Genomic DNA, 26,637 nt, shown 5'->3' with positions numbered 1-26,637 from the left:
CGGTGGATACCGGCCGCCCCTCCTCTCGTACGGATCCGCCTACGGCTTGGGCGTGGCGTGCGGGGCGCAGGTCACGTCCCGGGCGTCCAGCTTGCCGGTGAGCAGGTAGGCGTCCACCCGCTCGTTGACGCACGAGTTCGCCAGGCTGGTCACCCCGTGCGAACCGGCGTCCTTCTCGGTGATCAGGCGGGAGCCCTTGAAGCGCTTGTGCAGTTCCAGCGCACCGCCGTAGGGGGTGGCCGCGTCGCGCTCCGCCTGGACGATGAGCACCGGCGGCAGGCCCTTGCCGGTCTTCACGTCCACCGGGGTCCGCTGCTTGACCGGCCAGGTGGCGCAGGGCAGGTTCATCCAGGCGTTGGACCAGGTCAGGAACGGGTGGTCGCGGTGCAGCCGGGTGTTGTCCCGGTCCCAGCGCTCCCAGCTCCTGGGCCACTTCGCGTCGGCGCACTCGACGGCGGTGTAGACGGCGTTGCCGTTCTCGGAGGCGGCGTTGCCCGCGGTGTCGCTCAGGTCGGGGGCGGCGGCGTCGACGAGGGCCTGGGTGTCGCCCGCGACGTACTTGCTGAACACGGTGGCCACCGGCACCCACGCCGAGTCGTAGTACGGCGCGCTCTGGAAGAAGCCGGTCAGCTCGGCCGGGCCGACGACCCCGCCGAGGGGCTCCTTCTTGGCGGTGGCGCGCAGCTGCAGCCACTTTGCCTGGACCTCGGCACGGGTGGTGCCGAGGTGGAAGGTGGCGTCGTGCTTCGCGACCCAGTCCTGCCAGTCCCGCCAGCGCATCTCGAAGGCGACGTCCTGGTCCAGGTTGGCCTGGTACCAGATCTTCTCGCGGGACGGGTTGACCACGCTGTCGGTGATCATCCGGCGGACGTGGTCCGGGAAGAGGGTGCCGTAGACGGCGCCGAGGTAGGTGCCGTAGGAGACGCCGAGGAAGTTGAGCTTCTTCTCGCCGAGCGCGGCGCGGATGACGTCGAGGTCGCGCGCGGTGTTCGGGGTCGTCATGTGCGGCAGCATCGCGCCGCTGCGCTCGTGGCAGCCCTCGGCGTACTCGCGGGCCAGCTTGCGCTGGGCGAGCTTGTCGGCCTCGGAGTCGGGCACCGGGTCCATCTTGGGCGCCTTGACGAACTCCTGCGGGTCGACGCAGGAGATGGGGGCCGACTTGCCGACGCCGCGCGGGTCGAAGCCGACGAAGTCGTAGGCCTTGGCGACGTTCTGCCAGACGGGGGCCTTGGTGGTGACGCGGCGCGGGAAGCGCAGGCCGGAGCCGCCGGGGCCGCCCGGGTTGTAGACGAGGGCGCCCTGCCGCTCGGCCCGGGTGCCGGTGTTGCCGATGCGGTCCACGGCGATCTTGATCTGCTTGCCGTACGGCTTGGCGTAGTCGAGCGGCACGGTGACCCAGCCGCACTGGATCGGCTTCTCCAGCCCCCAGTCCGCCGGGCAGTCCTGCCAGTCGACGCCCTGCTGCGCGGCGCGGGCCGCGGCGATCGCGGCGCCCCGGGCCTCGCGGTCCTGACCGTGGCGGGCCTCGGCGGCGGCCCGGTCGGCGCCGGCCGTGGCGCCCGCATCGGCGCTGGCCGTCGGTGCCGCGACCGCGCCGGCTATCAGGGTCGCCGCGACGAGCGCCCCGGCCGAGCCGAGCGCCGCCGTCCGCCTGTTCGGTCTGCTGTCCCTCAAGTGGGGCCTCCCCCTGCGTCGTTGCGATGAACAGGGGGATCCTGGCGGCTGGGTGGGCACCGGGAACAGAGGCGGCCCCGCTTCTTTGCCAATCCGATAACCGGATAAGACCATCGCGCTGAGCGGAATGCCGTGCTGCGGATGACGGTGAGTCGGCTAGCCGAGGTCCGCCAGCGCCCCGTCCAGCAGCCGGCGCAGCCGCAGCGCGTCCGGCGCCACCGCGCTCACCAGCGCGGCGGGCCCGGCGAGCGGCAGCACGGCGGCACCCTCCCCGAGCGTCCGCGCCACCACCGGACGCGCCGCGAACTCCGGCCGCACGACGACGAGCTGGCCCACGGCGCGATGTCCGCCCAGCCCGGCGGAACCGTCCCAGCCGCCGGGCGCCCCCGGCCCGCACGCCAGCTCCTGGTCGAGCACGGCCCGCCCGTCGACCCGCACCGTCAGACGGCTGGTAAGCCGCCCGGGTTCCTCCCCCACCCGCCCGAGCACCTGCTCCTCGCGCAGCACCAGCCGCCCGCCCGCCGCCAGGTCCACCCGGGTGCGGACGGTCAGCTCGCTGCCGGCCGCGCAGATCAACTGCTCCGGCAGCCAGCGCAGTTCGCCGCCGTCGGCCACGGTGAGCCGTACCTCGTAGCGGGCCTCGCCCCTGGCCTGGCCCGGCAGGGCGATGGTGGCGGCGGCCGAGCCGACCCGCAGCCGGGCGTGCTCGGCCACGTCCGCCGCCACGGTGAGGCGGTCGCCGCCCAGTGGCGCGCTCATCGCGCCGACGATCATGACGCGGGCCTCGCGACCGTTCCCCCGGGTCCGCCGCAGCGCCAGCGGGGCCTCGCCCGCGAGCACGGGCAGCGCCGTACCGCCCCGGCCGTCGGGCACGGCCCGGATCCGCGCCGTCGCCCGTACCCCGGTGGCCGCGGTCATGCCGTCCACGCGGCGAGCCGCGCCCGCACCCAGCCGGCGACGTCCGCGACACCGGTCTCGCCGCGCAGCGACTGGAGGACGACCGGCAGGTCACCCCGCTGCGCCTCGGCGTCCGCCGCCATCCGGGCGAGGTCCGAGCCGACGTACGGGGCGAGGTCGGTCTTGTTGACGACCAGCAGGTCCGCGGTGGTGACCCCGGGCCCGCCCTTGCGCGGGATGTCGTCGCCGCCCGCCACGTCGATCACGAAGATCTGCGCGTCCACGAGCCCCTTGGAGAAGGTGGCGGTGAGGTTGTCCCCACCGGACTCCACGAGGATCAGATCCAGCGGCCCGACCTCGTCCTCCAGGTCCTCGACGGCCTCCAGGTTGGCGGAGATGTCGTCCCGGATCGCGGTGTGCGGGCAGGCGCCGGTCTCGACGGCGGTGATCCGCTCCGGCGGCAGCACGGCCTCCCGGAGCAGGAACTCGGCGTCCTCGCGGGTGTAGATGTCATTGGTGACGACGGCCAGCGACAGCTCGTCGCGCAGTGCCCGGCACAGGGCGGCGACGGTGGCGGTCTTCCCGGACCCGACGGGCCCGCCGAGCCCGATCCGCAGGGCCCGCCGCGACCCGTCGGGCCGTAGAGCGTCGGCACTCAGGGCGGCGGGACCGTGGTGGGAGTGGTCGAGATGCATGGCAGCTCCTGTTTCAGCCAGGCCGGCGTGAATCAGCCCGTGCGGCGTTTGAGGACGAGGCCGTTCAGGCCGAAGGGGGGTCGGGGGGCAAGCCCTCAGGGTCGGGACCGGGAAGGGGCGTCGGGGGGCGAGAACGCCTCAGGAGGCGAAGAGACGCACGGGCCAGGCCGCATGCTGCTCGGCGGAGATCTCCAGCAACGGAGCGGAACACGCGGGCAAGGCGTCGACGCCCTCGACGACCGCGGCCCCCGCCGTCTCCACCGCCCGATCCGCGACGCGATCCAGGTCCGGCGCCAGCCGCGCCAGCACCCCGCTCGCGTCGAACGGGTCGAGACTCAGCAGCCGCACCGTCGCCGTCGCGGGCCCGCTGACACTCTCGTAGGCGGCGCAGTAGGCGGCGTCGGCCGCGCCGAGCCCCGCCGCCCGCGCCGCGAGCCCGAGCACCACCGGCTGATGCGCCCCCTTGGGGAAGGCACCGGCCAGGGCGTCGAGTTCGGCGGACGGCCAGGTCGCCCGCGCGGCCCGCGTCAGCTGGCGCCCCAGCTTGCGCGCCGCGGTCCGCAGCGCGGGTGACGGCGTGCGCGCGTCCGCGGCGGCGTCGAGAGCCGCGGGGTCCACGCCGAGGGCGGCGGCCGCGGCGAGAGCGGCCGAGACCAGCCCCGCCGTGTGCAGCCGTCCCCGGCAGAAGTCCTCCAGGCTCGCCGCTCCGGTGATCCGCCCGGCCTTGACCGCGGCCTCGGCCCCACCGGAGTGCGCGTGCCCTCCGGCGGGGAACCGGCCGTCGGCGAGGACGAGCAGTGCTGCGCGGGCCATCAGAAGAGGAAGTAACGCTGGGCCATGGGCAGTTCCTCGGCCGGCGCGGCCTCGACCAGCTCCCCGTCGATGTGCACGGCGAAGCTGTCGGGGTCGATCCGTACGTCGGGCCGGGCGTCGTTCTCACGCATGTGCGCCTTGGTCACGCCGCGCGTCGACTCGATGGCCACGAACCGCTTGCCGAGCCCCAGCCGTTCCGGCAGCCCGTCCTCGAGGGCGAGCGGGGCCACGAAGTTGACCGAGTTGGCGGCGGGCGCGCGTCCGATCGCGCCGTACATGGGCCGCGGCAGGATGGGCTGCGGGGTGGGGATGGAGGCGTTGGCGTCGCCCATCTGCGCGTAGGCGATCTGCCCGCCCTTGAGGACAAGGAGCGGCTTGACGCCGAAGAAGGCCGGTTCCCACAGCACCAGGTCGGCGAGCTTGCCGCTCTCGACGGAGCCGATCTCGTGGGCGAGGCCCTGGGCGAGCGCCGGGTTGATCGTGTACTTGGCGACATACCGCCGCACCCGGTGGTTGTCCGCGCGCCCGTCCCCGGGCAGGGTGCCGCGCCGCCGCTTCATCACGTGCGCGGTCTGCCAGGTGCGCAGTACGACCTCGCCGACGCGGCCCATGGCCTGCGAGTCGGAGGAGATGATCGAGATGGCGCCCAGGTCGTGCAGGATGTCCTCGGCGCCGATGGTCGAGGGCCGGATGCGGGACTCGGCGAACGCCAGGTCCTCGGGGACCGCCGGATTCAGGTGGTGGCACACCATCAGCATGTCGAGGTGTTCCTCGGCGGTGTTGAGGGTGAACGGGGGTCGGGTTGGTGGAGCTGGGCAGCACATGCGGTTCGGAGACCACGGTCATGATGTCCGGCGCGTGCCCGCCGCCCGCACCCTCGGTGTGGTACGCGTGGATGCCGCGCCCGGCGATCGCGGCGAGGGTGTCCCCCACGAATCCGGCTTCGTTGAGGGTGTCCGTGTGGATCGCGACCTGGATGCCGGTCCGGTCGGCGACGGTCAGCGCGGCGTCGATGACGGCGGGGGTGGAGCCCCAGTCCTCGTGCAGCTTCAGCCCGAGCGCGCCGCCCCGGATCTGGGACAGCATCGCCTCGTGGGAGACGGTGTTGCCCTTGCCGAGGAAGCCGATGTTGAGCGGGTACTGCTCCATCGCCTCCAGCATCCGGGCGAGGTGCCAGGGCCCGGGGGTGACGGTGGTGGCCTTGGAGCCCTCGGCCGGGCCGGTGCCGCCGCCGACGAGGGTGGTGATGCCCGACGCCAGCGCCTCGTCGGCGACCTGCGGGCAGATGAAGTGGACGTGCGCGTCGACGGCTCCGGAGGTGACGATCCGTCCGTTGCCCGCGATGACCTCGGTCTCCGGGCCGAGCACCAGCTCGGGGTGGACCCCGTCCATGGTGTCGGGGTTGCCCGCCTTGCCGATGCCGGTGATGCGGCCGTCGCGGATGCCGATGTCGGCCTTGACGACACCCCAGTGGTCGATGATCACGGCGCCCGTGATGACCGTGTCGGGGGTCCCGTCGGCCCGGGTGGCACGGGACTGCCCCATGGACTCGCGGATGACCTTGCCGCCGCCGAACACCGCCTCGTCACCGGCGAGTCCCGGTCCGCCGGAGCGGTCCTCCTCGATCTCGACGAGCAGATCGGTGTCGGCGAGCCGGATGCGGTCGCCGGTGGTCGGGCCGAACAGGTCGGCGTACGCGGCGCGCGACAGCTCAGGCATCGAGGGCACCTCCGGTCTCCCCGCGCAGACCGGGCACGATCCGGGCGCCGGCGATCGGGACGAGTTCGATGTCGACGGGGATGCCGGGCTCGAACCGCACGGCGGTGCCGGCGGCGACGTTGAGCCGTTTGCCGCGCGCGGCGGCGCGGTCGAAGTCCAGGCCGGGGTTGGCCTCGGCGAAGTGGTAGTGGGAGCCGACCTGGACGGGCCGGTCGGCGGCGTTGAGGACGGTCAGCCGGGTGACCTCGCGTCCCTCGTTGACGGCGATCGGTCCCTCGGCGAACAGGATCTCTCCGGGAGTCATCGAGGTCACCTCAGACGATCGGTTCATGGACGGTGACGAGCTTGGTGCCGTCCGGGAAGGTCGCCTCGACCTGGACGTCGTGGATCATCTCGGGGACGCCTTCCATGACGTCGTCCCGGGTGAGCACCTTGCGTCCGGAGGACATGAGTTCGGCGACGGTGCGGCCGTCCCGCGCGCCTTCGAGGATGTGCGAGGTGATGAGGGCGACGGCCTCGGGGTGGTTGAGCCTGAGCCCCCGGGCCCGGCGCTTCTCGGCCACGTCGGCCGCCACATGGATCAGCAGCCTCTCCTGCTCGTGCGGGGTCAGTTGCACGTCCCACCTCACATCCTCGCTCCGGGCCGTGCGGGGCCCGGTTGCCGCAGCCACCGCGTCAGGGGATAGATGTAACACACAAGGAAATGGCGCGATTCGGTGTGTTCGGGAAAGAAAAACCCCTGGTGGCGTGGAGGGGCAGGCTAGTTCGCCGGAGTTTCAACGACGTTAACCAGACCTTGATCGCTTCATGACCCGTCGCTGGACTCCCCCATACTCAGCAGCGCGCGCAGACCGTCCCGGAGCGTGCGCTCCGAGGCCGCGCCGAAGAGCGCGAACTGGACTCCGAACCCCTGGAGGAGCGCGATCATCACGCGCGCCACGGCATCCGCGTCGGCGTCCGGGGGCATCAGGCCCGCCTCCTTGTACACCTCCACCAGCTGCGACCAGGCAGCGCGGACCCGGTCGAACCCGGAGCGCAGCACGGCCGCCAGCTCCGGGTTCCGCAGCGTCTCGGCCCACACCTGCACCATCAGCCGGGGGAACACCCACTCGCCGTGCTCCAGCATGCCCGGCCGCACCTCCCTCATGCGCGCCATGACCCGGGGCAGCAGAACGTCCGGCGTCGGCGGCGGGGTCTCGCGGGCCGCCGCCTCGTAGAGAGTGCCCACCGTGTCCAGGACCTCGGCGACGATCGCGCCGATCAGCTCCTCCTTGCCGCTGAAGTACCGGTAGACGGCACCCGCGGAGAGGTCGACCTCCTTGAGCACGTCCTGCATCGAGGTGGCGTGGAAGCCGTTGCGGGCGAAGCAGACCGCGGCACCATCGAGGATCTGCCGGCGGCGGGCGTCGAGGTGTTCCTGGGATACGCGAGCCATGGTCACCAACCTAAAACGAACGTTCCTTCTTGACAAGGAGCCGCTCCCGGCGGGACGGTGGGCAGAGAAAAAACGAACGATCCTTCTCTATAAGTGGCGCCTCCGTCGGCGCCGAGAATCAGGCACCAGGAGATCCCCATGTCCGCTGCCCGCACCCCGGCCATGGCGCGCCGGCTGATCGCCGTCGTCGCCCTCGTCCCGCTGGTGGCCGCTCTGGCTCTGTGGGCCTTCGCCTGGCCCGCCGCCCGCATCGCACCGCGCGATCTGCCGCTCGGCGTCGCCGGTCCTCCCGCCGCGACCGCCCAGGCCGAGCAGCGGCTGACAGAGCGCGAGGGCGCCTTCGAGATCCACCGCTACGCCGACGAGGCCGCCGCCCGCGACGCGATAGCCGACCGGGAGGTGTACGGCGCGGTCGTCGTCACCCAGCGGGGCTCCCGGCTGCTCACCGCCTCCGCCGCGAGCCCGACCGTCGCGCAGCTGCTGCGGCAGGCGATGGCCGAGCCGGCGGCCGCCGAGGGCGCGCACGTCACGACGGTCGACGTGGTGGCCGCCCCGGCGGACGATCCGCGCGGCGCGGCCTTCGGCGCCAGTGCGCTGCCCCTGACGCTGGCCGGGCTGGCGGCCGGGGCGGTGGTGACCCTGCTGGGGCTGCGCGGGCTGCCCGCCGTGGCCGCGCTCCTCGGCGCCTCGGCCCTGGTCGGCGTGGCCGCCGCCGCGATCGCGCACAGCTGGCTGGGCGTCCTGACCGGCCACTGGTGGGCGGAGGCCGGGGTGCTCGGGCTCGCCTCGCTGGCCGTGGCGGGCGCCGCCGCCGGGCTCGCCGCCCTGCTGGGCCGCGCCGGGACCGGCCTCACCGCGGTCCTGATGATGCTCCTCGGCAACCCGTTCTCCGGGGCCTCCTCCGCGCCGGAGCTGCTGCCGGGACCGGCCGGGGTGATCGGCCAGTGGCTGCCGCCGGGCGCCGGAGCGTCCCTGCTGCGCTCCGTGTCGTACTTCGACGGCGCGGCGGCGGCCGGCCCCGCGCTCACCCTGGCCTGGTGGGCGGCGCTGGGGCTGGGGGCGGTGCTGCTCGGCGCGGCCCTGAAGTCCCGTACGGCGGCAACGGCCGCACCGGTGGCCGGGCGGGAGCCCGCGCTCACCGGCTGAGCACCGGCCGGACAGCCGCAACCGAACCGGCCGTGCGTCCCCGCGGCAGCGGACAGGACGCACGGCCTTGCGCCGCCCCCGGGGCATCCACGGCTGCGGGCGGGCCGCTCAGAGAGGGCCGGCCGCTACGACGGGCCGGGCCCCCGGTGTTCCGCCGCGATGCCGAAGCGCTGCTGTTCGCGGGGAGCGGACGCGGCCTCGCGGACGTGGGAGACGGCGCTGATCACCTGCTCCTCCCCGGGCCCGTCGGGCTCTTGAGGCTCTTCGAGCCGCTCCAGGTCAGCGGCCGAGACAAGGGCGACGAGAGGCTTGCCGTGGCGGGTCACGACCACGCGCTCACCGCCGTACACCACCCGGTTGATCAGATCGGCTAGCTCGGCCCGGGCTTGCGTCACCGGAATCTCGTAGGCCATGGCCTCCACATTACGTGATGTACGTCCTGTACATTTTTTACGGAGACAGCTCCCACCGCGAGGAGGGGTCCGCCATGACCCGACAGCCCGTCCAGCCGTCCGCCCGCCACGTCCTGCCCGAGTTCACCGAACGCACCGGCATCGGCCACCGGACGACCGATCCGTACGCCAAGCTGCTGGAAGAGCGGATCGTGTTCCTGGGCACGCCGATCGACGACACGGCGGCGAACGATGTGATGGCCCAGTTCATGCACCTGGAGTACCGGGACCCGGACCGGGACATCTCGCTGTACATCAACTCCCCCGGCGGCTCGTTCACCGCCATGTCGGCGCTCTACGACACCATCCGGTTCGTGAGCTGCGAGGTGGAGACGATCTGCCTCGGCCAGGCCGGCTCCGCCGCGGCGGTGCTGCTGGCCGCCGGGACCCCCGGCAAGCGATACGCCCTGCCGGGTGCCCGGGTGGTGATCCGTCAGCCCGCGCTCCTCGACCCGGTCGAGGGCCAGACCCGTGATCCGGCGATCCAGGCGGAGGAGTTGGTCCGGGTGCGGGGCCGGATGGAGGAGATGCTGGCCCGGCACACCGGGCGCGGCAGGGAGCGGGTGAGCGCCGACATCGAGCGGGAGCTGATCCTCACGGCACCGCAGGCGCTGGAGTACGGCCTGATCGACCGGATCGTCACCGACCGCGAGGGGCCGGGCATCGCGTCCGGCGCCAGGTGAGCCGCCGATGCTGCCGGAACTGCCGCCGCTGCCCGCCCTGACCCGCGCGGAGGCCGAGCTGATCGACCGTTATCTGGAGGTGGTGGACCTGCTCGGCCGGATCAACCCCGGCCGGGTGGGGCACACGTACGGCGGACTGCGCGCCGCCCAGGCCCTGGTGGCCAAGGCCGCCGCCCTGCGGGACGCGCTGGCGCTGATGCACCGGCGAGGCGAGACGGAGCTGCACGCGCCCACGCTCGCGCGGGCGCTGCGCGTGCTCGACGGGGAACGCCGCACGGCGCGCCTCACCCTTCCACCGCGCTCCGACAGTTGACGCACCGGACACGCGGTCAGGTGCTCCCGCGCAGGTCACGGGGTGTCCGCGACACGCCCGAAACGGACCGAACGGATTACCCACGTTCGGCGTAGGCCGGCCTCCTTTTTCGGGCTGGTTCAGGTTGCGCCGAGAGCGGGCCACCGGGGCGGAATTGGGCGTTCCGCTGCTGGTCCGGGGATCCTTGACGGTCTTGACACCCGCCCCCTCGTCAGGGTGTCCACCCGAACGGGTGAGTGGTGAGGAAGACCACAAATCCCCGGTTCCGTTGGGATTTTCGGACATGTGTGAGTCAAGATCCCTGTCTGACGACAAGCCCCCGCCACCGCGGCGGGGCGATCCGGGCGGACGCCGAGTCCTGCCGCCGCCCGGATGACCGGTCGACAGGAGTGGATCGGCAGGAGTGGAGGACCCAAGCACGACGGGTCGCCGGAACGGTCGCACCATGACCGGACCGAGCAGCCCTTGGGGTGAAGCCGCGGCAACGCGGCCGGGCAACTTCGCCAGCCCGAATCCGACAGGTCATCCTTCACAGGCGGCTGACGAAGGGTTCGCGCATGACCGCGCTCAATCGTGTCCCGTCGCTCATGGCCCGTGCCGGAACGGCCTCGGCCCTGACCCTCGCCGCGGTGGGCGGCTCCGTGATCGCCCCCGGCTTCGCCTCCGAGGCCGCGGCCGCCACACCGGCGTCCAAGGCGCTCCAGGTGGCCGCCTCGAAGAAGGGCTCCCCGTACAAGTGGGGCGCCACCGGACCGAGGCGGTTCGACTGCTCGGGGCTCACGCTGTACTCGTACAAGAAGGCGGGCAAGTCCCTGCCGCGTACGGCCGCCCAGCAGTACAACAAGACGCGCCACATCTCGGCCGGCAACCGCAAGGCCGGGGACCTGGTGTTCTTCCACTCGGGGTCGAACGTGTACCACGTGGGGATCTACGCCGGAAAGGGGAAGATCTGGCACGCCCCCAAGACCGGGGACGTCGTGCGCCTGCAGAAGATCTGGACGAAGAGCGTCTGGTACGGCCGGGTCAAGTGACCCGTGCGGGCCGTGGACGGCGCCCCTGACCGCCGTCACCGCGCCCGGGATGCCCTTGAGCGACCACGCCGGGCCCGAGCACGCGTACGCGCGTGCCGGGCCCGGCTCGCGTTCCGGGGACGGCCCTCCGGGCCGGGTCAGGGCTCCTGCCGCCCCGCCGTCACCGGCCGGGCCGGGATCGTCCACGGCAGTTCGATGGCCACGGTCTTGCCGCCGTCACGGGTGCGGCGCACTCTCAGCCGGCCGCCGCACTCGGCGGTCAGGCAGCGGATGATCACCATGCCGCGTCCGTTGTCCTGCTGCACGGCGGCCGGCAGCCGCTTGGGGAACCGGGGGTGACTGTCGGTCACCCCGATGCGCAGGTGTTCGTCACGGTCCAGCTGGACGTCCACCGTGAAGGTGGGGGACTGCCCGAACGTGTGCTGTACGGCGTTGGTGGCCAGTTCGGAGACGATCAGCCGGATGGTGTCGGCCACGTCCGTGTCCGACGGCAGACCCCACTCCGCCAGGGTGCTGACCACGTAGGCGCGAGCCGCAGAGACCGAGGCGGGATCGCTCGGCAGAGTGACGGATGCTTCCAGATGGTCTGCCATGGCGATGTCGTCCCTTTCCCAACGGGACCGCGGACCGCCACGAAAGACGAGGGTCGAGTACGGTCCCGGACTGGTGCTTCGTCGCCAGACTGCCACTCCGGGGCCGATCCGGGTGGCGATCCACCAAGTATGCATATATCTGTCCCTCGATGCGGTGAACTCTGCGACGACAGACCGTATTCGGGCGGCTCGGTTGGAGTAAGGAGGAGCCCATGCAGCACGGTCCCGCGGTGCGCCGCCGGAAACTGGGCGCCGAACTGCGTGCGCTGCGCACGGGTGCGGGGCTCACGAGTGGCGAGGCGGCCCGGCTGGTGGGCTGGCACCAGTCCAAGGTGAGCCGGATCGAGACGGGCGCGAGCGGGGTGAAGCCGGCCGATGTGCGGTTACTGCTCGACGCCTACGGGGTGGCGGACCCGCATTTCCGGGAACTGCTGCTGGCCCTTGCCGGGTCGGGCGGCGGGCAGGGACGGGACCACTGGTGGCACGCCTACCGCGGGGTGCTGCCGCCCACCTACCGCGATTTCATCAGCCTGGAGTCACAGGCCAGTGGGATGCGCACGCTGGAGACCTCCGTGGTGCCCGGCCTGCTCCAGACGGCGGAGTACGCCCGCGCGGTGACCCGGGCCGCCGTGGAGGGCCTGGACGAGGAGCGGCTGGACGCGCTGGTGGAGGTGCGGCTGGCCCGGCAGGACGTGCTGCGGTCCCGGCCGCCGCTCGCGCTCAGCGCGGTGCTGGACGAGGCGGTGCTGCGGCGCGAGGTCGGCGGCCCCGACGTCATGCACCGGCAGCTGCGGCGGCTGCTGGAGGCGGCGCGGCTGCCTCAGGTGCGGCTCCAGGTGCTGCCGTTCTCCGCGGGAGCGCACATCGGCGTCACAGGGCCTTTCGTTATCTTCTCGTTTTCGAACACTTCTGATCTGGATGTGGTTGTTCTCGACCACTTGACGAGTAGCCTCTATCTCGAGCGGAAAGAAGACGTGGGGGCCTACGCCGAGGCCTTCGACGCCCTTCGGAAGAACGCCCTGTCACTTGAGGAATCGCTGGATTACATCGCCGGGATAGCTGACGGCGGGTAAGGAGGCATCCATGACCGCACTGCCTCGGAACGTACCTTCCACGACCCATCTGTCCGAGGTGCGCTGGCTGCGCAGCAGCTACAGCACGGGAGCGAACAACTGCGTGGAGACGGCCAGGACCCGCTCGGGCCCCTGGGCCGGACTGCTCGCGGTGCGCGACTCCAAGAACCCGGCCGGGCCCGCACTGCTCTTCTCCCCCCAGAGCTGGGCGACGTTCACGGCCGCCGTCTGACCCTTCGTCCGTCACCGGCGACGCACGGCCGTGTCACGCCGACTCATGGCCGCGTTTCGCCGATCACACGTACAGCGCGTTCGATCTGGTCCCCGGAGAGGTCCGCCCGGGCGGTCAGCCGCAGCCGGGAGACGCCGTCGGGCACGGAAGGAGGGCGGAAACAGCCGACGGCGAGCCCGGCGGTCCGGCAGTCGGCCGCCCAGCGCACGGCACTCTCCGGGGACGGCGCGCGCACCGAGACCACCGCCGCGTCCGGCCGGACCGCCGCGTGGCCCGCGGCCGTCAGCCGGGCGTGCAGCTCGCCCGCCACCGCGCGGGCCCGCTCCGCCCGCTCCGGCTCACGGCGCAGCAGCCGCAGGGCCGCCAGGGCCGCGCCCGCCGCCGCCGGGGCGAGGCCCGTGTCGAAGATGAACGTCCGGGCCGCGTTGACCAGGTGGTCGATCACCCGTGCGGGCCCCAGCACGGCGCCGCCCTGGCTGCCCAGCGACTTGGACAGGGTGACCGTCACGACGACGTCGTCCGCACCCGCCAGACCCGCCGCGTACGCAGCGCCCCGGCCGCCCGCCCCGAGCACCCCGAGGCCGTGCGCGTCGTCGACCACCAGTCCCGCCCCGTGCTCCCGGCAGGCCGCCGCCAGGCCGGCCAGCGGGGCCGCGTCACCGTCCACGGAGAACACCGTGTCGGACACCGCCACGGCGGGCCCGTCATGGGTCTGGAACGCCTTGCGCACCGCGTCCGGGTCGGCGTGCGCCACCACCTGGGTGGTGCCGCGGGCCAGCCGGCAGCCGTCGATCAGGGAGGCGTGGTTGCCCGCGTCGGAGACGATCAGCGAGCCGTGCGGAGCCAGCGCGGTCACCGCGGCCAGGTTGGCGGCGTAGCCGGAGGAGAAGACCAGGGCGGCCTCGAAGCCGCAGAAACCGGCCAGCTCGCGTTCGAGTTCGGCGTGCAGTTCGGTGGTGCCGGTGACCAGCCGGGAGCCGGTCGAGCCGCCGCCCCAGACCCGGGCCGCGCGGGCCGCGCCCTCGGTGACCTCCGGGTGGCGGGCCAGGCCCAGGTAGTCGTTGCTCGCGAGGTCCAGCAGCGGCGAGTCGGCGGGCCGGGGCCGCAGGGTCCGCACGAGTCCGGCCCGGCGGCGCAGCTCCGCCTGCTCGTCGATCCAGCCGAACGCCATGGCTCCTCCGGGGGATTTTGTAGGCAGTGGACAGACACTAGCGGCCCGGCCCGCAGGCCAGGATGTGGCAATCCACACACGACGAAGTGGCGCTGTTGTACGAACTCTCCTTGGCCACGGGCACCTCCGTAGGACAGGATCGGCTCTCATGGACCTGCTGAACACGCTGGTGGACAAGGGGCTTCGGCGCGAGCTGCCGACCCGCGAGGAGGCGCTGGCCGTCCTCGCGACGACCGACGACGAACTGCTCGATGTGGTGGCCGCGGCCGGAAAGGTGCGCCGCCACTGGTTCGGCCGGCGGGTGAAACTCAACTACCTCGTCAACTTGAAGTCCGGACTGTGTCCGGAGGACTGCTCCTACTGCTCCCAGCGGCTCGGCTCCAAGGCCGGCATCCTGAAGTACACCTGGCTCAAGCCCGACGAGGCCTCCCAGGCCGCCGCCGCGGGTCTGGCCGGCGGGGCCAAGCGGGTCTGTCTGGTGGCGAGCGGGCGCGGCCCGACGGACCGGGACGTGGACCGGGTCTCCGAGACCATCAAGACGATCAAGGAGCAGAACGAGGACGTCGAGGTGTGCGCCTGTCTGGGTCTGCTCTCCGACGGCCAGGCCGAGCGGCTGCGCGAGGCGGGCGCCGACGCCTACAACCACAACCTGAACACGTCCGAGCGGACGTACGGGGACATCACGACCACGCACACGTACGCCGACCGGGTCGAGACCGTGCAGAAGGCGCACGCGGCGGGGCTGTCGGCGTGCTCGGGGCTGATCGCGGGCATGGGCGAGAGCGACGAGGACCTGGTCGACGTCGTCTACTCGCTGCGCGAGCTGGACCCGGACTCGGTTCCGGTGAATTTCCTGATCCCGTTCGAGGGCACCCCGCTGGCCAAGGAGTGGAACCTCACCCCGCAGCGCTGCCTGCGGATCCTGGCGATGGTCCGGTTCGTCTGCCCCGACGTCGAGGTGCGGATCGCGGGCGGCCGGGAGGTCCATCTGCGCACCATGCAGCCGCTGGCGCTGCACCTGGCCAACTCGATCTTCCTGGGCGACTACCTCACCAGCGAGGGCCAGGCCGGCAAGGCCGACCTGGAGATGATCGCGGACGCCGGTTTCGAGGTGGAGGGTGCGGGCGAGGTGACGCTGCCGGAGCACCGCGCGGCGGCCGGGGGCGGCTGCGGGTCGCACGCGGCCACCGCGGGTGGCGGCTGCGGCTCGCACGCGAGTGCCGGGTGCGGGTCGCACGAGGGCGGCACGTGCGGGTCGCACGAGGGCGGCGGGGTGTGCGGTACGGCCGCTGCCGTGCCCGCCGGCGAGCCGCGCACCGATCTGGTCGCGGTGCGCCGCCGGGGTGCCGGAACGGACCTCGCGCCCAATGCCTGAGCTGAGCGTCCCGGAGCTGCTGGAACTCGACCGGCGGCACGTCTGGCATCCGTACGGTCCGATGCCGAACCGGCAGGAACCGCTCGTCGTCGAGTCGGCGAGCGGAGTGCGGCTCAAACTGGCGGACGGCTCCGGGGAACTGGTCGACGGCATGTCGTCCTGGTGGTCGGCGATCCACGGCTACAACCACCCGGTGCTGAACGAGGCGGTGCGCGAGCAGCTGGCGCGGATGAGCCATGTGATGTTCGGCGGGCTCACCCACGAGCCCGCCGTGCGGCTCGCGAAGCACCTTGTCGACTTGTCGCCCGAGGGGCTCGAGCATGTGTTCCTCGCCGACTCCGGTTCGGTGTCGGTCGAGGTCGCGGTCAAGATGTGCCTGCAGTACTGGCGTTCGCTGGGCCGTCCCGAGAAGCGCCGGATGATGACCTGGCGGGGCGGCTACCACGGGGACACCTGGCAGCCCATGGCGGTCTGCGACCCCAAGGGCGGTATGCACGAGCTGTGGAGCGGGGTGCTGCCGCGCCAGGTGTTCGCGGACCCGCCGCCCGCCGGGTACGAGGAGGCGTACGCCGATCACCTGCGCGCGCTGATCGCCGGGCACGCGCACGAGCTGGCCGCGGTGATCGTGGAACCGGTGGTGCAGGGCGCGGGCGGGATGCGATTCCACTCCCCCGCGTATCTGCGGGTGCTGCGGGAGGCGTGCGACGCGCACGACGTCCTGCTGGTGTTCGACGAGATCGCCACCGGGTTCGGCCGCACCGGTGCGCTGTTCGCGGCCGGGCACGCGGCGGTGTCGCCGGACGTGATGTGCGTGGGCAAGTCGCTGACCGGCGGCTATCTCACACTGGCGGCGACCCTGTGCAACCCCCGGGTGGCCGACGGGATCTCGCGGGGCGAGGTGCCGGTGCTCGCGCACGGACCGACCTTCATGGGCAACCCGCTGGCGGCGGCGGTGGCCTGCGCATCGATCGAGCTGCTGCTCGGCCAGGACTGGCTCGCCGAGGTCAAGCGGATCGAGGCGGGTCTGCGGGACGGGCTCGCCCCGGCCGCCCAGCTGCCCGGAGTGCGGGAGGTACGGGTCCTCGGCGCCATCGGAGTGGTGCAGCTCGACCACCCCGTCGACATGGCGGCGGCGACCGCGGCGGCCGTGCGCGAGGGTGTGTGGCTGCGGCCGTTCCGCGATCTGATCTACACGATGCCGCCCTACGTCACGGGCGACGCGGATGTGGCACGCATCGCGCGCGCGGTGTGCGCCGCGGCACGGGAGGGATGACATGCCGGTCCTGGTGATCACAGGGACGAACACGGAGGTCGGCAAGACCGTCGCGACGGCCGCCGTCGCGGCGGCAGCGCTCGCGGCCGGCCGGTCGGTGGCCGTGCTGAAGGCCGCGCAGACCGGTGTACGGCCGGACGAGCGCGGCGACGCCGATGAGGTGGCCCGGCTCGCCGGCCCCGTCACGGCGACGGAACTGGCCCGCTATCCCGAGCCGTTGGCGCCCGGGACGGCGGCCCGGCGGGCCGGGATGGCGCCGGTGCATCCGCAGGACGTCGCCGAGGCGGCGGCCAAGCTGGCCACCGAGCACGACCTGGTGCTGGTGGAGGGCGCGGGCGGGTTGCTGGTCCGCTTCGACCCGGCGGGCGGCACGCTCGCCGACGTGGCCGCGCTGCTCGGCGCGCCGGTGCTGCTGGTGGCCTCGGCGGGTCTGGGCACGCTGAACATCGCCGAGCTGTCCGCCCGCGAACTGCGGCGCCGTGATGTGGAGCTGGCCGGTGTGGTGATCGGCAGCTGGCCCGTCGAGCCCGATCTCGCCTGCCGCTGCAACATCGCGGACCTCACCGAGGTCTCCGGCGCCCCGCTGCTCGGCGCGCTCCCGGAGGGCGCCGCCTCCCTCGCCCCCGCCGCCTTCCGCGCCGCGGCCCCTGACTGGCTGGCGCCCCGGCTGGACGGGACGTGGGACGCGGAGGCGTTCCGGGTGCGGGAGGCGCCGGGGCACTGGCGCTGAGGCGGTAACGCCGGAGCGGTGGCGCCGGGACGGTGACCGTGAGGCGGTGGCGCTGTGGCCGTGGCGCTGTGGTCGTGCCGCTGGGGCGGCGGTGCCGGGAGGTGTCGCCGTCCGTGCGCCGGCGAGGGTGCGGTGGAGCCGTTACGGGGGACAATCCCCGAAGGAGCAGTCCGCCCTCAGGGAGGTCCCCATGCCCCTACCGTTCGCCGGTGCCGGCAAGGCGGCGCGGGATCCCGTCCACCACCCGCTGTTCGCCCGCTACTACGCCCGGCTCAGCGTGGCCGCCGAGACCCGGATGGGCATGGCCGGGGTGCGCGACCGGCTGCTCGCCGGGCTGTCCGGGCGGGTGCTGGAGGTCGGCGCGGGCAACGGCCTGAACTTCGCGCACTATCCGGGAACCGTCGCCGAGGTCGTGGCGATCGAACCGGAGCGCGTCCTGCGGCAGCTGGCCGTCGAGGCCGCCGTGCGCGCCGGGATGCCGGTGGACGTGGTACCGGGCGCGGCGGAGGCGCTGCCGGTCAAGAGCGAGGGCTTCGACGCGGTGGTGCTGTCGCTGGTGCTGTGCAGCGTGCGGGACGTCCCGCGGGCGCTCGCTGAGGTGCGGCGGGTGCTGCGGCCGGGCGGACAGGTGCGGTTCTTCGAGCACGGGCGGGGCGGCGGCCGGGCGATGCGGCTGACCCAGCGCGCCCTGGACCGCACGGTGTGGCCGCCGCTGAACGGCGGCTGCCATGTGGGCCGGGACCCGGTGGCCGCGCTGCGGGACGCCGGGTTCGAACTGGGGCCGTACCGGCGGCTGCTGATGCCGGAGAAGGGGCCGGTGCTGCCCGCCTCGTACTGCGTGCTGGGCACCGCCTGGCGGCCGCCGGCGCGGGCGGGCTCGTAGGCGTCTCGGTCACTGGCACCAGTGGCGCAGTTCGCGCGCGATCTCGTGCACCGACGCCTCGCCGGACTTGACCAGCCTGGCCAGGTCGCGGACCTGTTCCGGCGAGGTGACGACCTTGAAGCCGCTGGCGATCAGATAGGCGTAGGCGACCGCGGAGGCGAACAGCGCGTTGGAGCGCTCCAGCGCGGGGATGTGGATCAGCTGCTGGAGCAGGGCGGCGGCGCGGGTGTGCGGGGAGTCGTAGACGGGGACGTCGAATATCTCGGCCTGGTGCCGGGCGAGCGCGGCGACGAGCGCGCCCCAGTCGGTGACCTGCGGGTCACCGGGGGTTCTGCGCTCGGCCAGCATCAGCAGCCAGGCCAGGTCGATACGCACGTCGCTCAAGAGATCAGCGACCGCCCTCGCCGAACTCCTCGGCGAACACCTTCTCGTACCGCTCCATGAAGTCGGCGGCGGCCTCCACGAAGGTGTGGCCGGCCTCCCCGGCGTCCTGCCGCACCAGTTCCTCGATGTAGCGGTTGACGCTCATCCCGCGGGCCAGGGCGCGTTCGCGGGCGGCCCGGGCCGTGTCCTCGTCCACCCGCACGTTCAGCTGGGTCTTCGCCATGCCTCGACGCTAGCGCCGGGGTGCTAGCACCGGCAAGGGCGGCCGTCCCGGTCCGATGAGGTGTACCGGTGTGCGCCGGTCACATTACGCTCGGCCGGGACAAGGAAGTCCGCCCGTCCGCGAGCTTGGAGGTAGCTTTGTCCACACCTGCTGCGGAGCACGCCCCGGGGCTCGGGTCCGCCGACGCGGTCGCCGCCCGCGCCCGCGGGCTGACCAAGGCGTACGGCTCTGGCGAGACGACCGTCCTCGCCCTGGACTCGGTGGACGTGGACGTCGCGCGCGGCCGGTTCACGGCCGTCATGGGGCCCTCGGGCTCCGGCAAGTCCACCCTGATGCACTGCCTCGCCGGGCTCGACACGGTCTCGGCCGGGCAGGTCTGGCTCGGCGACACCGAGATCACCGGACTGAGGGAGCGGGAGCTGACCCGGCTGCGGCGGGACCGGATCGGGTTCATGTTCCAGTCGTTCAACCTGATACCCACGCTGAACGCGCTGGAGAACATCACCCTGCCCATGGACATCGCGGGCCGCCGGCCCGATCCGAAGTGGCTGGACCAGGTCATCGACACCCTCGGGCTGCGGGACCGGCTCCGGCACCGGCCCGCGCAGCTGTCCGGCGGTCAGCAGCAGCGCGTGGCCTGCGCGCGGGCGCTCGCCGCCCGGCCGGAGCTGATCTTCGCCGACGAGCCGACCGGCAACCTCGACTCGCGGGCCGGCCTGGAGGTGCTGGGGTTCCTGCGGGAGGCCGTGGACGAGCTGGGGCAGACCGTCGTCATGGTCACGCACGACCCGGGCGCCGCCGCCCACTCCGATCTGGTGCTGTTCCTCGCGGACGGCCGGATCGTCGACGAGATGGCCCGCCCGACGGCGGAGGCCGTGCTGGAGCGCATGAAGCGCTTCGACGTCATCCGCGGACCGTTCGACCGGGCCACCGAGCCCGGCCGCCGTACCGGCGCCGGGGGAACCCCGGGCGCCGGCCGACCCGCCCCCGCCGGCGGAACGCCCGGCGCCCGCCGACCCACCGACGAGGACTGACCCGTGCTGAAGGCGACGCTCAGGAGTTTTCTCGCGCACAAGGGCCGGCTGCTGCTCTCGGCGCTCGCGGTGGTCCTGTCCGTGGCGTTCGTCGCGGGCAGTCTGATCTTCTCGGACACCGTGAGCCGTACCTTCGACCGGCTGTTCGCCTCCTCCGCGGCCGACGTCACGGTCGGCCCGAAGGAGTCCCTCGACGAGACGTTGCCGTCCGGGGCCACGGCCACGCTGCCCGCCGCGCTCGCCGGCCGGGTGGCCCGGATCGACGGGGTGGCCGCGGCGCGTGCGGAGGCCGAGGTGGAGAACATCACGGTCGTCGACGCGGAGAACGAGGCCGTGAGCCCCACGACCGGCGCCCCCACCATCGGCGGCGCCTGGAATCCGACCGACCGCAGTCCCGTGGCACTCGGCTCCGGGCGCGCCCCGCGCGGTCCCGGCGAGGCGCTGCTGGACTCGCAGACCGCGGACCGCGCGGGCGTGGCGATCGGCGACACCCTGACCGTGATCGCGCCGCCGGGGTCCTTCCGGGCGCGGGTCGTCGGCATCGTCACCTTCACCACCACCAACCCCGGCGCGGCCCTGCTGTTCGTGGACACGCCGACCGCCCGGACGAAGCTGCTCGGCGACGCGGAGGCGGCCACCTCCATCACCGTCGACGCGGCGGCCGGGGTGAGCGACGCGGCGCTGAAGCAGCGGGTGGCCGCCGCACTGGGCACCGACCGTTACGACTACCGGACCGCCGACGAGCAGGCCGAGTCGGACGTCGAGGAGCTGGGTGGATTCCTCGACGTCATCAAGTACGTGATGGTCGGATTCGCCGGGGTCGCCGTGCTCGTGGGTGTGTTCCTCATCGTGAACACCTTCTCGATGCTCATCGCCCAGCGCACCCGCGAGCTGGGACTGCTGCGCGCGCTCGGCGCCGACCGGCGGCAGGTGCGCCGCTCGGTGCTGACCGAGGCGCTGCTGCTCGGGCTGATCGGCGCCACGCTGGGCCTGATCACCGGCATCGGGCTGGCGGCCGGGCTGATCGAGCTGATGGGCCTGCTCGGCATGAGCATCGACACCACCGAGATGGTGATCGGCTGGGCCACCCCGGTGACGGCGTACGCCGTCGGCGTCGGCGTCACCTTCGTCGCGGCCTACCTGCCCGCCCGGCGCGCGGCGGCCGTGTCGCCGATGGCGGCGCTCTCGGACGCGGAGGTCGCCGGGGTGGGCCGGCCGCTGCGGCTGCGCGCGGTGGCCGGCGCGGTCGTCGGCGCGGCCGGGGCGGCGGCGCTGGCGGGCTGCGCGGCGGCGTCCGAGACCGGGTCGGCGGCCTCGCTGCTGGGTGTCGGCATCGTCCTGACCTTGATCGCGACCGTCATCGCGGGACCGCTGCTGGTGCGGCCGGTGATCCGGGTGCTGGGTGCGGCGTTCCCGGCGCTGTTCGGGCCGGTGGGGCTGATGAGCCAGCGCAACGCCCTGCGCAATCCGCGTCGTACGGGGGCGACGGCGGCGGCCCTGATGGTGGGGCTCGCGCTGGTCGGCGGGATGTCGGTGGCCAGCGCGTCGATGACGGAGTCGTTCGACCGGCAGATCGACAAGACGCTGGGCGCGGACTTCGTCGTGCAGAACACCAACTTCGCGCCGTTCCCGCGGGAGATCACCGAGGCGGTGCGCGGCACCGAGGGGGTCGGTCTCATGGTGCGTTCGGCGTTCACCACGATCGCGGTGCGCCTGCCGGACGGCGACCGGGTGGAGACGACGGCGGCGGGCTACGACCCGCGGCTGGACGAGGTCGCCAACATCACGTACGCGCGAGGGGGTACGGCGTCCGCGCTCGCCGACGGGCGGCTGGCGATGGACGCGGACTTCGCGCGCGAGCACGGGGTGCGGGTGGGCACCGTGCTGCCGGTCGAGTTCCGGGGCGGGCGGACGGCCGAGCTGACCGTGGGCGCGCTGACCGACCAGGAGGCCGCCGAGGGCTTCGGCACGGCGGGCGGGATCTACTTCGGCATGGGCACGGTCGAGCGGTACGCGCCGGGCGGCCAGGACGCCGCCGTCTATGTGAACGCCGCGGCGGGCACGGACGCCCGTGAGCTGCGCGCCGCGCTGGAGCGGACCCTCGATCCGTATCCGCAGGTGCAGGTGCGGGACCTGGCGGACTACAAGCAGCTGGTCCGCGACCAGATCGCCGTACTGCTCTATCTCGTCTACGCCCTGCTCGGCCTCGCGATCATCATCGCGGTGCTCGGCGTGGTCAACACCCTCGCCCTGTCGGTGGTGGAGCGGACCCGGGAGATCGGGCTGCTGCGCGCGATCGGGCTGGGGCGGCGGCAGCTGCGGCGGATGATCCGGCTGGAGTCGGTGGTGATCGCGGTGTTCGGGGCGGTCCTCGGGCTCGCGCTCGGGCTGGTGTGGGGGGTGTGCGCCCAGCAGGTGCTGGCCTTGCAGGGCATGACGGCGCTGGCGATCCCGTGGGGCACGATCGTCGCCGTCGTGGTGGGCTCGGCGGTGGTCGGCGTGGTGGCGGCCCTGCTGCCGGCGTTGCGCGCCTCCCGGATGAACATACTGGCGGCCATCGCACACGAGTGAGGGCAGCGCGGCGGCCGGCGCGTTCGGGCCTCGGTGTCCGCATGGTGGAATTCCGCGTCCCGCGCGATGCCGCGTGGTGGGATGTCGGCATGAGTGACCTGCGGATACGGGCCGCGACGGCGGACGATCTCGACAGCGTGCTGGCCTTCTGGAAGACGGCTGCCGAGGGGACGAGCATCAGCGACGACCGGGACGGAGTGGAGCGGCTGGTCGCGCGGGACCCAGAGGCGCTGATCGTGGCCGAGCGGGCGGGGGAACTGGTGGGTACGGTGATCGCCGGGTTCGACGGGTGGCGGTGCCACCTCTACCGGCTCGCGGTGCATCCGCGGCGGCGCCGGCAGGGCATCGGCACGGCGCTGCTCGCCGCGGCGCAGGAGCGGTTCGTACGGCTCGGCGGGCGCCGCGCGGACGCGATGGTGCTGACCCGGAACGAGACCGCGCACCACGCCTGGCACGCGGCCGGGTACGCGCCGGAGGAGCGGTGGCGGCGCTGGGTGAAGCCGCTCACCGAATCCTGACCGCGTTCCCTCCTCTTTTTGCCGAGCTTTTACTCTTGGCGGATCACTCGGTCCTCCAGATGAAAGATGTGAACGTCCACCCATGGGCGAGCCCCCCAGCACCCGACATCGCGCGCACTCCCCGGCCCTGGCCGACCATGGGACGGAGGTGACCCGATGATCGAAGTGCTCCTCCTGCTGGTGGCCATCCTGCTGTCGCTGATCTGCGGCGCCTTCGTCGCGGCGGAGTTCTCGCTGACCACGGTCGAGCGCGGCGACCTGGAGGCCGCGGCGGAGCGCGGTGAGCGCGGCGCGGCCGGCGCGCTGAAGGCCGTCCGCACTCTGACCTTCCAGCTCTCCGGCGCCCAGCTCGGCATCACCGTCACCAATCTGGTGGTCGGCATGCTGGCCGAGCCGTCGATCGCCCGGCTGCTCGCGGGTCCGCTGCGCGCCCTCGGCGCCTCCGCGTCCACTGCCTCGTCGATCGCCCTGGTGATCGGCACCGCGCTGTCGACGGTGTTCCTGATGGTCGTGGGCGAGCTGGTGCCCAAGAACTGGGCGATCTCCTACCCGCTGCCCGTCGCCCGGCGGGTGGGCAACGCCCAGCGCTGGTTCAGCGCGCTGTTCCGGCCGTTCATCACCCACCTCAACAACACCGCCAACCGCGTGGTGCGCCGCTTCGGCATCGAGCCCGCCGAGGAGCTGGCCTCCGCGCGCGGACCGCAGGAACTCGCCGCGCTCGCCCGGCACTCCGCCCGGGAGGGCGCCCTGGAGCCGGACACCGCCGAGCTGTTCGTGCGGACCCTGAACCTCGCCGACCTGACCGCGGAGAACGTGATGACGCCCCGGGTCCAGGTGATCGCCCTCGACGCGCAGGCCACCTGCGAGGACGTCGCGAACGCCACCCGGGCCACCGGGCTGTCCCGGTTCCCGGTGTACCGCGGCAGCCTGGACTCCGTCGTCGGCACCGCGCACATCAAGGACGTCCTGGCCGTCCCCGCCGAACGCCGGGCCCGGGTGCCCGTCTCGGAGCTGATGCGCGAGCCGCTGCTGGTGCCGGAGACGCTGACCGTCGACCGGCTGCTGGACCGGCTGTCCGGGCGGCGGACGATGGCCGTGATCATCGACGAGTACGGCGGCACGGCGGGCGTCGCCACGCTGGAGGACATCGTCGAGGAGGTCGTCGGCGAGGTGCGCGACGAGCACGACCCGCACGAGACACCCGACCTGGCCCCGGCGGGCACCGACGTGGACGGCCACGCGCTGTACTCGGCGGACGGGGCCGCCCGGATCGACCGGCTGGCCCGCGTGGGCCTGCGGGCGCCGGACGGGCCGTACGAGACGCTGGCCGGGCTGGTCGCCACCGAGCTGGGCCGGATCCCGGCCGTCGGGGACGTGGTGGCGGTCGCCGGGTGGCGGCTGGAAGTCGTGGACGCCTCCGGGCGCAGGGCGGCGCGGGTGCTGCTGCACGCGCCGCTGGACGACCAGAAGGGGGCGCGGGCATGACCGCCGTACAACTGCTGATCGGTCTGGCGACCCTCGTCGTCAACGCCTTCTTCGTGGGCGCCGAGTTCGCGCTGATCTCGGTGCGGCGCTCGCAGATCGAGCCGTACGCCGAGCAGGGCGACCGGCGGGCCAAGAGCGTGCTGTGGGGTCTGCGGCACGTGTCCGCGCTGATGGCGGCGGCGCAGCTCGGGATCACCCTGTGCACACTGGTCCTGGGTGTGGTCGCCGAACCGGCGATCGCGCATCTGCTGGAACCCGCCTTCCACGCGATGGGCGTGCCGAGCGGTGCCGGGCACGCGGTGTCGTTCGTCATCGCGCTGACCCTGGCGACGTATCTGCACATGCTGCTGGGCGAGATGGTGCCGAAGAACATCGCGCTCGCCGAACCGGTGCGCAGCGCGCTGCTCCTCGGTCCGCCGCTGGTGACGCTGTCGCGGGCGCTGCGCCCGGTGATCTTCACGGTCAACGCCTTCGCCAACGCCCTGCTGAAGCTGCTGGGCATCCACACCCGGGACGAGGTGACGTCGACCTTCTCGGACGCCGAGCTGGCCCGGCTGGTCAAGGACTCCGGTGCTGCCGGGCTCATCGACGACCGGGCGCAGGAGCGGCTGCGCGACGCGCTGGAACTGGGCCGGCGGCCGGTGCGCGATGTCGTCGTGCCGCTGGAACGCGTGGTCTACGCGCGCGTGGGCGTCACCCCGGAGGAGCTGGAACGCCTCTCGGCCCGGTCGGGCTTCTCCCGCTTCCCGGTGGTCGACGAGGGCCGCCGGATCGTCGGCTACCTCCATGTGAAGGACGCCCTGGACGCCTCCCCGCGCGATGTGCCGTTCCGGCTGCGCGACATGCGGCCCATCGCCCGGGTGCGGGAGACGACTCCGCTGGACGACGTCCTGACCGCGATGCGCGGCAGCCGCACCCACCTGGCGGCGGTGCTGGGCGCCGACGGGCGGCTGGCCGGGCTGGTGACGATGGAGGACGTGCTGCGGGAGCTGTTCGGGCAGCGGGCCTGAGCGCCCGCTCCGGGGGGGGGGGACCGACCGATGGGTATGTGCTTCGGGATACCATCGGTGCCGCCATGCAGAAGAACTCCCCTCCCACGCACGCCAGCCTGGTCGCGGTCGGTGACTCCTTCACCGAGGGCATGTCGGACCTCATGCCCGACGGGACCTACCGGGGCTGGGCCGATCTGCTCGCCACGCGGATGGCCGCCCGCACGCCCGGTTTCCGGTACGCCAACCTGGCGGTGCGCGGCAAGCTCATCGGGCAGATCGTCGAGGAGCAGGTGGGCGTGGCCGCCGCGATGGGCGCCGATGTGATCACCCTGGTCGGCGGCCTCAACGACACTCTGCGGCCCAAGTGCGACATGGGCCGGGTGCGGGGCCTGCTGGAGGAGGCCGTGGAGCGGCTGGCGCCCGCCTGCGAGCAGCTGGTGCTGATGCGCAGTCCCGGCCGGCAGGGGCCGGTCCTGGAGCGGTTCCGGCCGCGCATGGAGGAACTGTTCGCCTGTATCGACCAGCTCGCCGCCCGGCACGGCGCGCTCGTCGTCGACCTGTACGCCGCGCCCTCGCTGGCCGACCCACGGCTGTGGGACGTGGACCGGCTGCACCTGACGTCCGACGGGCACCGCCGGGTCGCCGAGGCGGTCTGGCAGACCCTGGGCTACGAGCCGGAGGACCCGGACTGGCACGTTCCGCCGCCGGTCACCGCGCCGCCCGGCTGGGTCACCCGCCGGGTCGCCGACCTCCGCTTCACCCGGCGGCATCTGCTGCCGTGGATCGGGCGCCGGCTGACCGGCCGCTCCTCCGGCGACGGCCGCCCGCCGAAACGGCCCGACCTGCTGCCGTACGAGGCCGTGCTCGACACCGGGGCGTGACGGCGGCGTCGCACACCGGTGGGCGTGCGGGGCCGGCTGCGGTGCCGACCTGTGCCGTCGGCGCCGGCGGCCGCCCGCCCGGTGCGTGCGGCCGACGATGACGGCCGCCTCTCTCCCCCCGGCGCGCGGTGAACGCCCGCCGAGGGCAGCCGCCCGCCGAAGCGACTCGGCCTGCTGCCGTACGAGGCCGTGCTCGACACCGGCGTCTGACGGCGGCACCGGCCGCACCCCAGGGGTGCGGGGCGGTGCCGGCTCGGGCGCCGATCTGTGCCGCCCGGCGGCGACCGCCACCCACCGGTGCAGAGCGACGGCGCCGGCAGCCGCCCGCCCGGCGCGCGGTGAACGCCCGCCGAGGGCAGCC

At 73.3% G+C, this 26,637-nt stretch carries 28 protein-coding genes and 1 pseudogene; 16 read left to right on the top strand and 13 right to left on the bottom strand.

What is annotated here, in order from left to right:
- Nucleotides 1-39 precede the first annotated feature (39 nt).
- From VE614_RS21840 to VE614_RS21805, 8 genes and pseudogenes are all read right to left on the bottom strand, one after another.
- A complete protein-coding gene (locus VE614_RS21840; RefSeq protein ID WP_324939674.1) occupies nt 40-1,674 on the bottom strand; it encodes an alpha/beta hydrolase in 1,635 nt (544 codons plus the stop codon).
- 156 nt (nt 1,675-1,830) lie between these two features.
- The gene (locus tag VE614_RS21835) at nt 1,831-2,592 is read right to left on the bottom strand and encodes an urease accessory protein UreD (RefSeq protein WP_324939671.1); all 762 of its coding nucleotides are present in this window, start codon (nt 2,590-2,592) and stop codon (nt 1,831-1,833) included.
- The gene (gene ureG / locus VE614_RS21830) at nt 2,589-3,266 is read right to left on the bottom strand and encodes an urease accessory protein UreG (protein WP_324939668.1); all 678 of its coding nucleotides are present in this window, start codon (nt 3,264-3,266) and stop codon (nt 2,589-2,591) included. Before ureG ends, VE614_RS21835 begins: the two co-directional genes overlap by 4 nt.
- 138 nt (nt 3,267-3,404) lie before the next feature.
- Nucleotides 3,405-4,079, bottom strand: coding sequence for an urease accessory protein UreF (locus VE614_RS21825; protein ID WP_324939665.1), 675 nt, complete (start codon nt 4,077-4,079; stop codon nt 3,405-3,407).
- Nucleotides 4,079-5,798 (bottom strand): annotated as a pseudogene (locus tag VE614_RS21820) (urease subunit alpha). Before VE614_RS21820 ends, VE614_RS21825 begins: the two are co-directional and overlap by 1 nt.
- Entirely contained in the window at nt 5,791-6,102 is a 312-nt protein-coding gene (locus VE614_RS21815; RefSeq protein ID WP_324939662.1) for an urease subunit beta, read from the bottom strand. Before VE614_RS21815 ends, VE614_RS21820 begins: the two are co-directional and overlap by 8 nt.
- 10 nt (nt 6,103-6,112) lie before the next feature.
- Nucleotides 6,113-6,415 carry an urease subunit gamma gene (locus tag VE614_RS21810; protein ID WP_324939660.1) on the bottom strand — a complete coding sequence of 101 codons (303 nt, stop codon included), beginning with the start codon at nt 6,413-6,415 and terminating at the stop codon, nt 6,113-6,115.
- A gap of 188 nt (nt 6,416-6,603) precedes the next feature.
- On the bottom strand, nt 6,604-7,233 hold the full coding sequence (locus VE614_RS21805) for a TetR/AcrR family transcriptional regulator (RefSeq protein WP_324939657.1): 630 nt from the start codon (nt 7,231-7,233) through the stop codon (nt 6,604-6,606).
- 138 nt (nt 7,234-7,371) lie between these two features.
- On the opposite strand from VE614_RS21805, the gene VE614_RS21800 reads away from it, so the two are divergent.
- Nucleotides 7,372-8,379: an ABC transporter permease gene (locus VE614_RS21800; RefSeq protein WP_324939655.1), complete on the top strand. Its 1,008-nt coding sequence runs from the start codon at nt 7,372-7,374 to the stop codon at nt 8,377-8,379.
- A gap of 125 nt (nt 8,380-8,504) precedes the next feature.
- Here VE614_RS21800 and VE614_RS21795 read toward each other — a convergent pair whose 3' ends face one another.
- The gene (locus VE614_RS21795; protein ID WP_324939652.1) at nt 8,505-8,792 is read right to left on the bottom strand and encodes a type II toxin-antitoxin system Phd/YefM family antitoxin; all 288 of its coding nucleotides are present in this window, start codon (nt 8,790-8,792) and stop codon (nt 8,505-8,507) included.
- Nucleotides 8,793-8,866: 74 nt separating this feature from the next.
- On the opposite strand from VE614_RS21795, the gene VE614_RS21790 reads away from it, so the two are divergent.
- From VE614_RS21790 to VE614_RS21780, 3 genes are all read left to right on the top strand, one after another.
- Nucleotides 8,867-9,514, top strand: coding sequence for an ATP-dependent Clp protease proteolytic subunit (locus VE614_RS21790; RefSeq protein WP_324939649.1), 648 nt, complete (start codon nt 8,867-8,869; stop codon nt 9,512-9,514).
- Nucleotides 9,515-9,521: 7 nt separating this feature from the next.
- Complete coding sequence (locus tag VE614_RS21785; RefSeq protein WP_324939646.1) at nt 9,522-9,827, top strand: hypothetical protein; 306 nt, start codon at nt 9,522-9,524, stop codon at nt 9,825-9,827.
- 557 nt (nt 9,828-10,384) lie between these two features.
- On the top strand, nt 10,385-10,858 hold the full coding sequence (locus VE614_RS21780; protein WP_324939643.1) for a C40 family peptidase: 474 nt from the start codon (nt 10,385-10,387) through the stop codon (nt 10,856-10,858).
- Between the two features lie 137 nt (nt 10,859-10,995).
- Here the strand turns inward: VE614_RS21780 and VE614_RS21775 are convergent, their stop codons facing one another.
- On the bottom strand, nt 10,996-11,451 hold the full coding sequence (locus VE614_RS21775) for an ATP-binding protein (protein WP_324939640.1): 456 nt from the start codon (nt 11,449-11,451) through the stop codon (nt 10,996-10,998).
- A 212-nt stretch (nt 11,452-11,663) separates the two neighbouring features.
- On the opposite strand from VE614_RS21775, the gene VE614_RS21770 reads away from it, so the two are divergent.
- A complete protein-coding gene (locus VE614_RS21770) occupies nt 11,664-12,524 on the top strand; it encodes a helix-turn-helix transcriptional regulator (protein WP_324939637.1) in 861 nt (286 codons plus the stop codon).
- A gap of 10 nt (nt 12,525-12,534) precedes the next feature.
- Nucleotides 12,535-12,756, top strand: coding sequence for a DUF397 domain-containing protein (locus VE614_RS21765; RefSeq protein WP_324939634.1), 222 nt, complete (start codon nt 12,535-12,537; stop codon nt 12,754-12,756).
- Nucleotides 12,757-12,799: 43 nt separating this feature from the next.
- Here VE614_RS21765 and VE614_RS21760 read toward each other — a convergent pair whose 3' ends face one another.
- Nucleotides 12,800-13,927: an 8-amino-7-oxononanoate synthase gene (locus VE614_RS21760; RefSeq protein WP_324939632.1), complete on the bottom strand. Its 1,128-nt coding sequence runs from the start codon at nt 13,925-13,927 to the stop codon at nt 12,800-12,802.
- A 148-nt stretch (nt 13,928-14,075) separates the two neighbouring features.
- Between VE614_RS21760 and bioB the strand changes: the two genes are divergently transcribed.
- The 4 genes from bioB (at nt 14,076) to VE614_RS21740 (ending at nt 18,188) form a co-directional block, all read left to right on the top strand.
- Nucleotides 14,076-15,302: a biotin synthase BioB gene (bioB, locus tag VE614_RS21755; protein ID WP_324939629.1), complete on the top strand. Its 1,227-nt coding sequence runs from the start codon at nt 14,076-14,078 to the stop codon at nt 15,300-15,302.
- Nucleotides 15,295-16,575 carry an adenosylmethionine--8-amino-7-oxononanoate transaminase gene (locus VE614_RS21750; RefSeq protein ID WP_324939626.1) on the top strand — a complete coding sequence of 427 codons (1,281 nt, stop codon included), beginning with the start codon at nt 15,295-15,297 and terminating at the stop codon, nt 16,573-16,575. Before bioB ends, VE614_RS21750 begins: the two co-directional genes overlap by 8 nt.
- A gap of 1 nt (nt 16,576) precedes the next feature.
- Nucleotides 16,577-17,305, top strand: a complete 729-nt coding sequence (bioD, locus tag VE614_RS21745; RefSeq protein WP_324939623.1) for a dethiobiotin synthase — start codon at nt 16,577-16,579, stop codon at nt 17,303-17,305.
- A 190-nt stretch (nt 17,306-17,495) separates the two neighbouring features.
- Complete coding sequence (locus VE614_RS21740; RefSeq protein WP_324939620.1) at nt 17,496-18,188, top strand: class I SAM-dependent methyltransferase; 693 nt, start codon at nt 17,496-17,498, stop codon at nt 18,186-18,188.
- 9 nt (nt 18,189-18,197) lie between these two features.
- Here VE614_RS21740 and VE614_RS21735 read toward each other — a convergent pair whose 3' ends face one another.
- Nucleotides 18,198-18,572: a fic family toxin-antitoxin system, toxin component gene (locus tag VE614_RS21735; protein WP_324939617.1), complete on the bottom strand. Its 375-nt coding sequence runs from the start codon at nt 18,570-18,572 to the stop codon at nt 18,198-18,200.
- A gap of 4 nt (nt 18,573-18,576) precedes the next feature.
- A complete protein-coding gene (locus VE614_RS21730; RefSeq protein ID WP_324939614.1) occupies nt 18,577-18,795 on the bottom strand; it encodes an antitoxin in 219 nt (72 codons plus the stop codon).
- 137 nt (nt 18,796-18,932) lie between these two features.
- Here VE614_RS21730 and VE614_RS21725 point away from each other — a divergent pair, with 137 nt between their 5' ends.
- From VE614_RS21725 to VE614_RS21700, 6 genes are all read left to right on the top strand, one after another.
- On the top strand, nt 18,933-19,829 hold the full coding sequence (locus tag VE614_RS21725; RefSeq protein WP_324939611.1) for an ABC transporter ATP-binding protein: 897 nt from the start codon (nt 18,933-18,935) through the stop codon (nt 19,827-19,829).
- A 3-nt stretch (nt 19,830-19,832) separates the two neighbouring features.
- Nucleotides 19,833-22,400, top strand: a complete 2,568-nt coding sequence (locus VE614_RS21720; protein WP_324939608.1) for an ABC transporter permease — start codon at nt 19,833-19,835, stop codon at nt 22,398-22,400.
- Nucleotides 22,401-22,489: 89 nt separating this feature from the next.
- Complete coding sequence (locus VE614_RS21715) at nt 22,490-22,918, top strand: GNAT family N-acetyltransferase (RefSeq protein ID WP_324939605.1); 429 nt, start codon at nt 22,490-22,492, stop codon at nt 22,916-22,918.
- 156 nt (nt 22,919-23,074) lie between these two features.
- Nucleotides 23,075-24,403, top strand: a complete 1,329-nt coding sequence (locus VE614_RS21710) for a hemolysin family protein (protein ID WP_324939602.1) — start codon at nt 23,075-23,077, stop codon at nt 24,401-24,403.
- Nucleotides 24,400-25,413: a hemolysin family protein gene (locus VE614_RS21705; RefSeq protein ID WP_324939599.1), complete on the top strand. Its 1,014-nt coding sequence runs from the start codon at nt 24,400-24,402 to the stop codon at nt 25,411-25,413. The genes VE614_RS21710 and VE614_RS21705 overlap by 4 nt, the downstream gene beginning before the upstream one ends.
- 65 nt (nt 25,414-25,478) lie before the next feature.
- A complete protein-coding gene (locus VE614_RS21700; protein WP_324939596.1) occupies nt 25,479-26,276 on the top strand; it encodes an SGNH/GDSL hydrolase family protein in 798 nt (265 codons plus the stop codon).
- Nucleotides 26,277-26,637 lie beyond the last annotated feature (361 nt).

Origin of the sequence: Streptomyces sp. (assembly GCF_035645055.1) — a bacterium.
In the GTDB taxonomy this organism is placed as follows: domain Bacteria; phylum Actinomycetota; class Actinomycetes; order Streptomycetales; family Streptomycetaceae; genus Streptomyces.
This window is presented reverse-complemented; position numbering and strand designations above follow the sequence as displayed.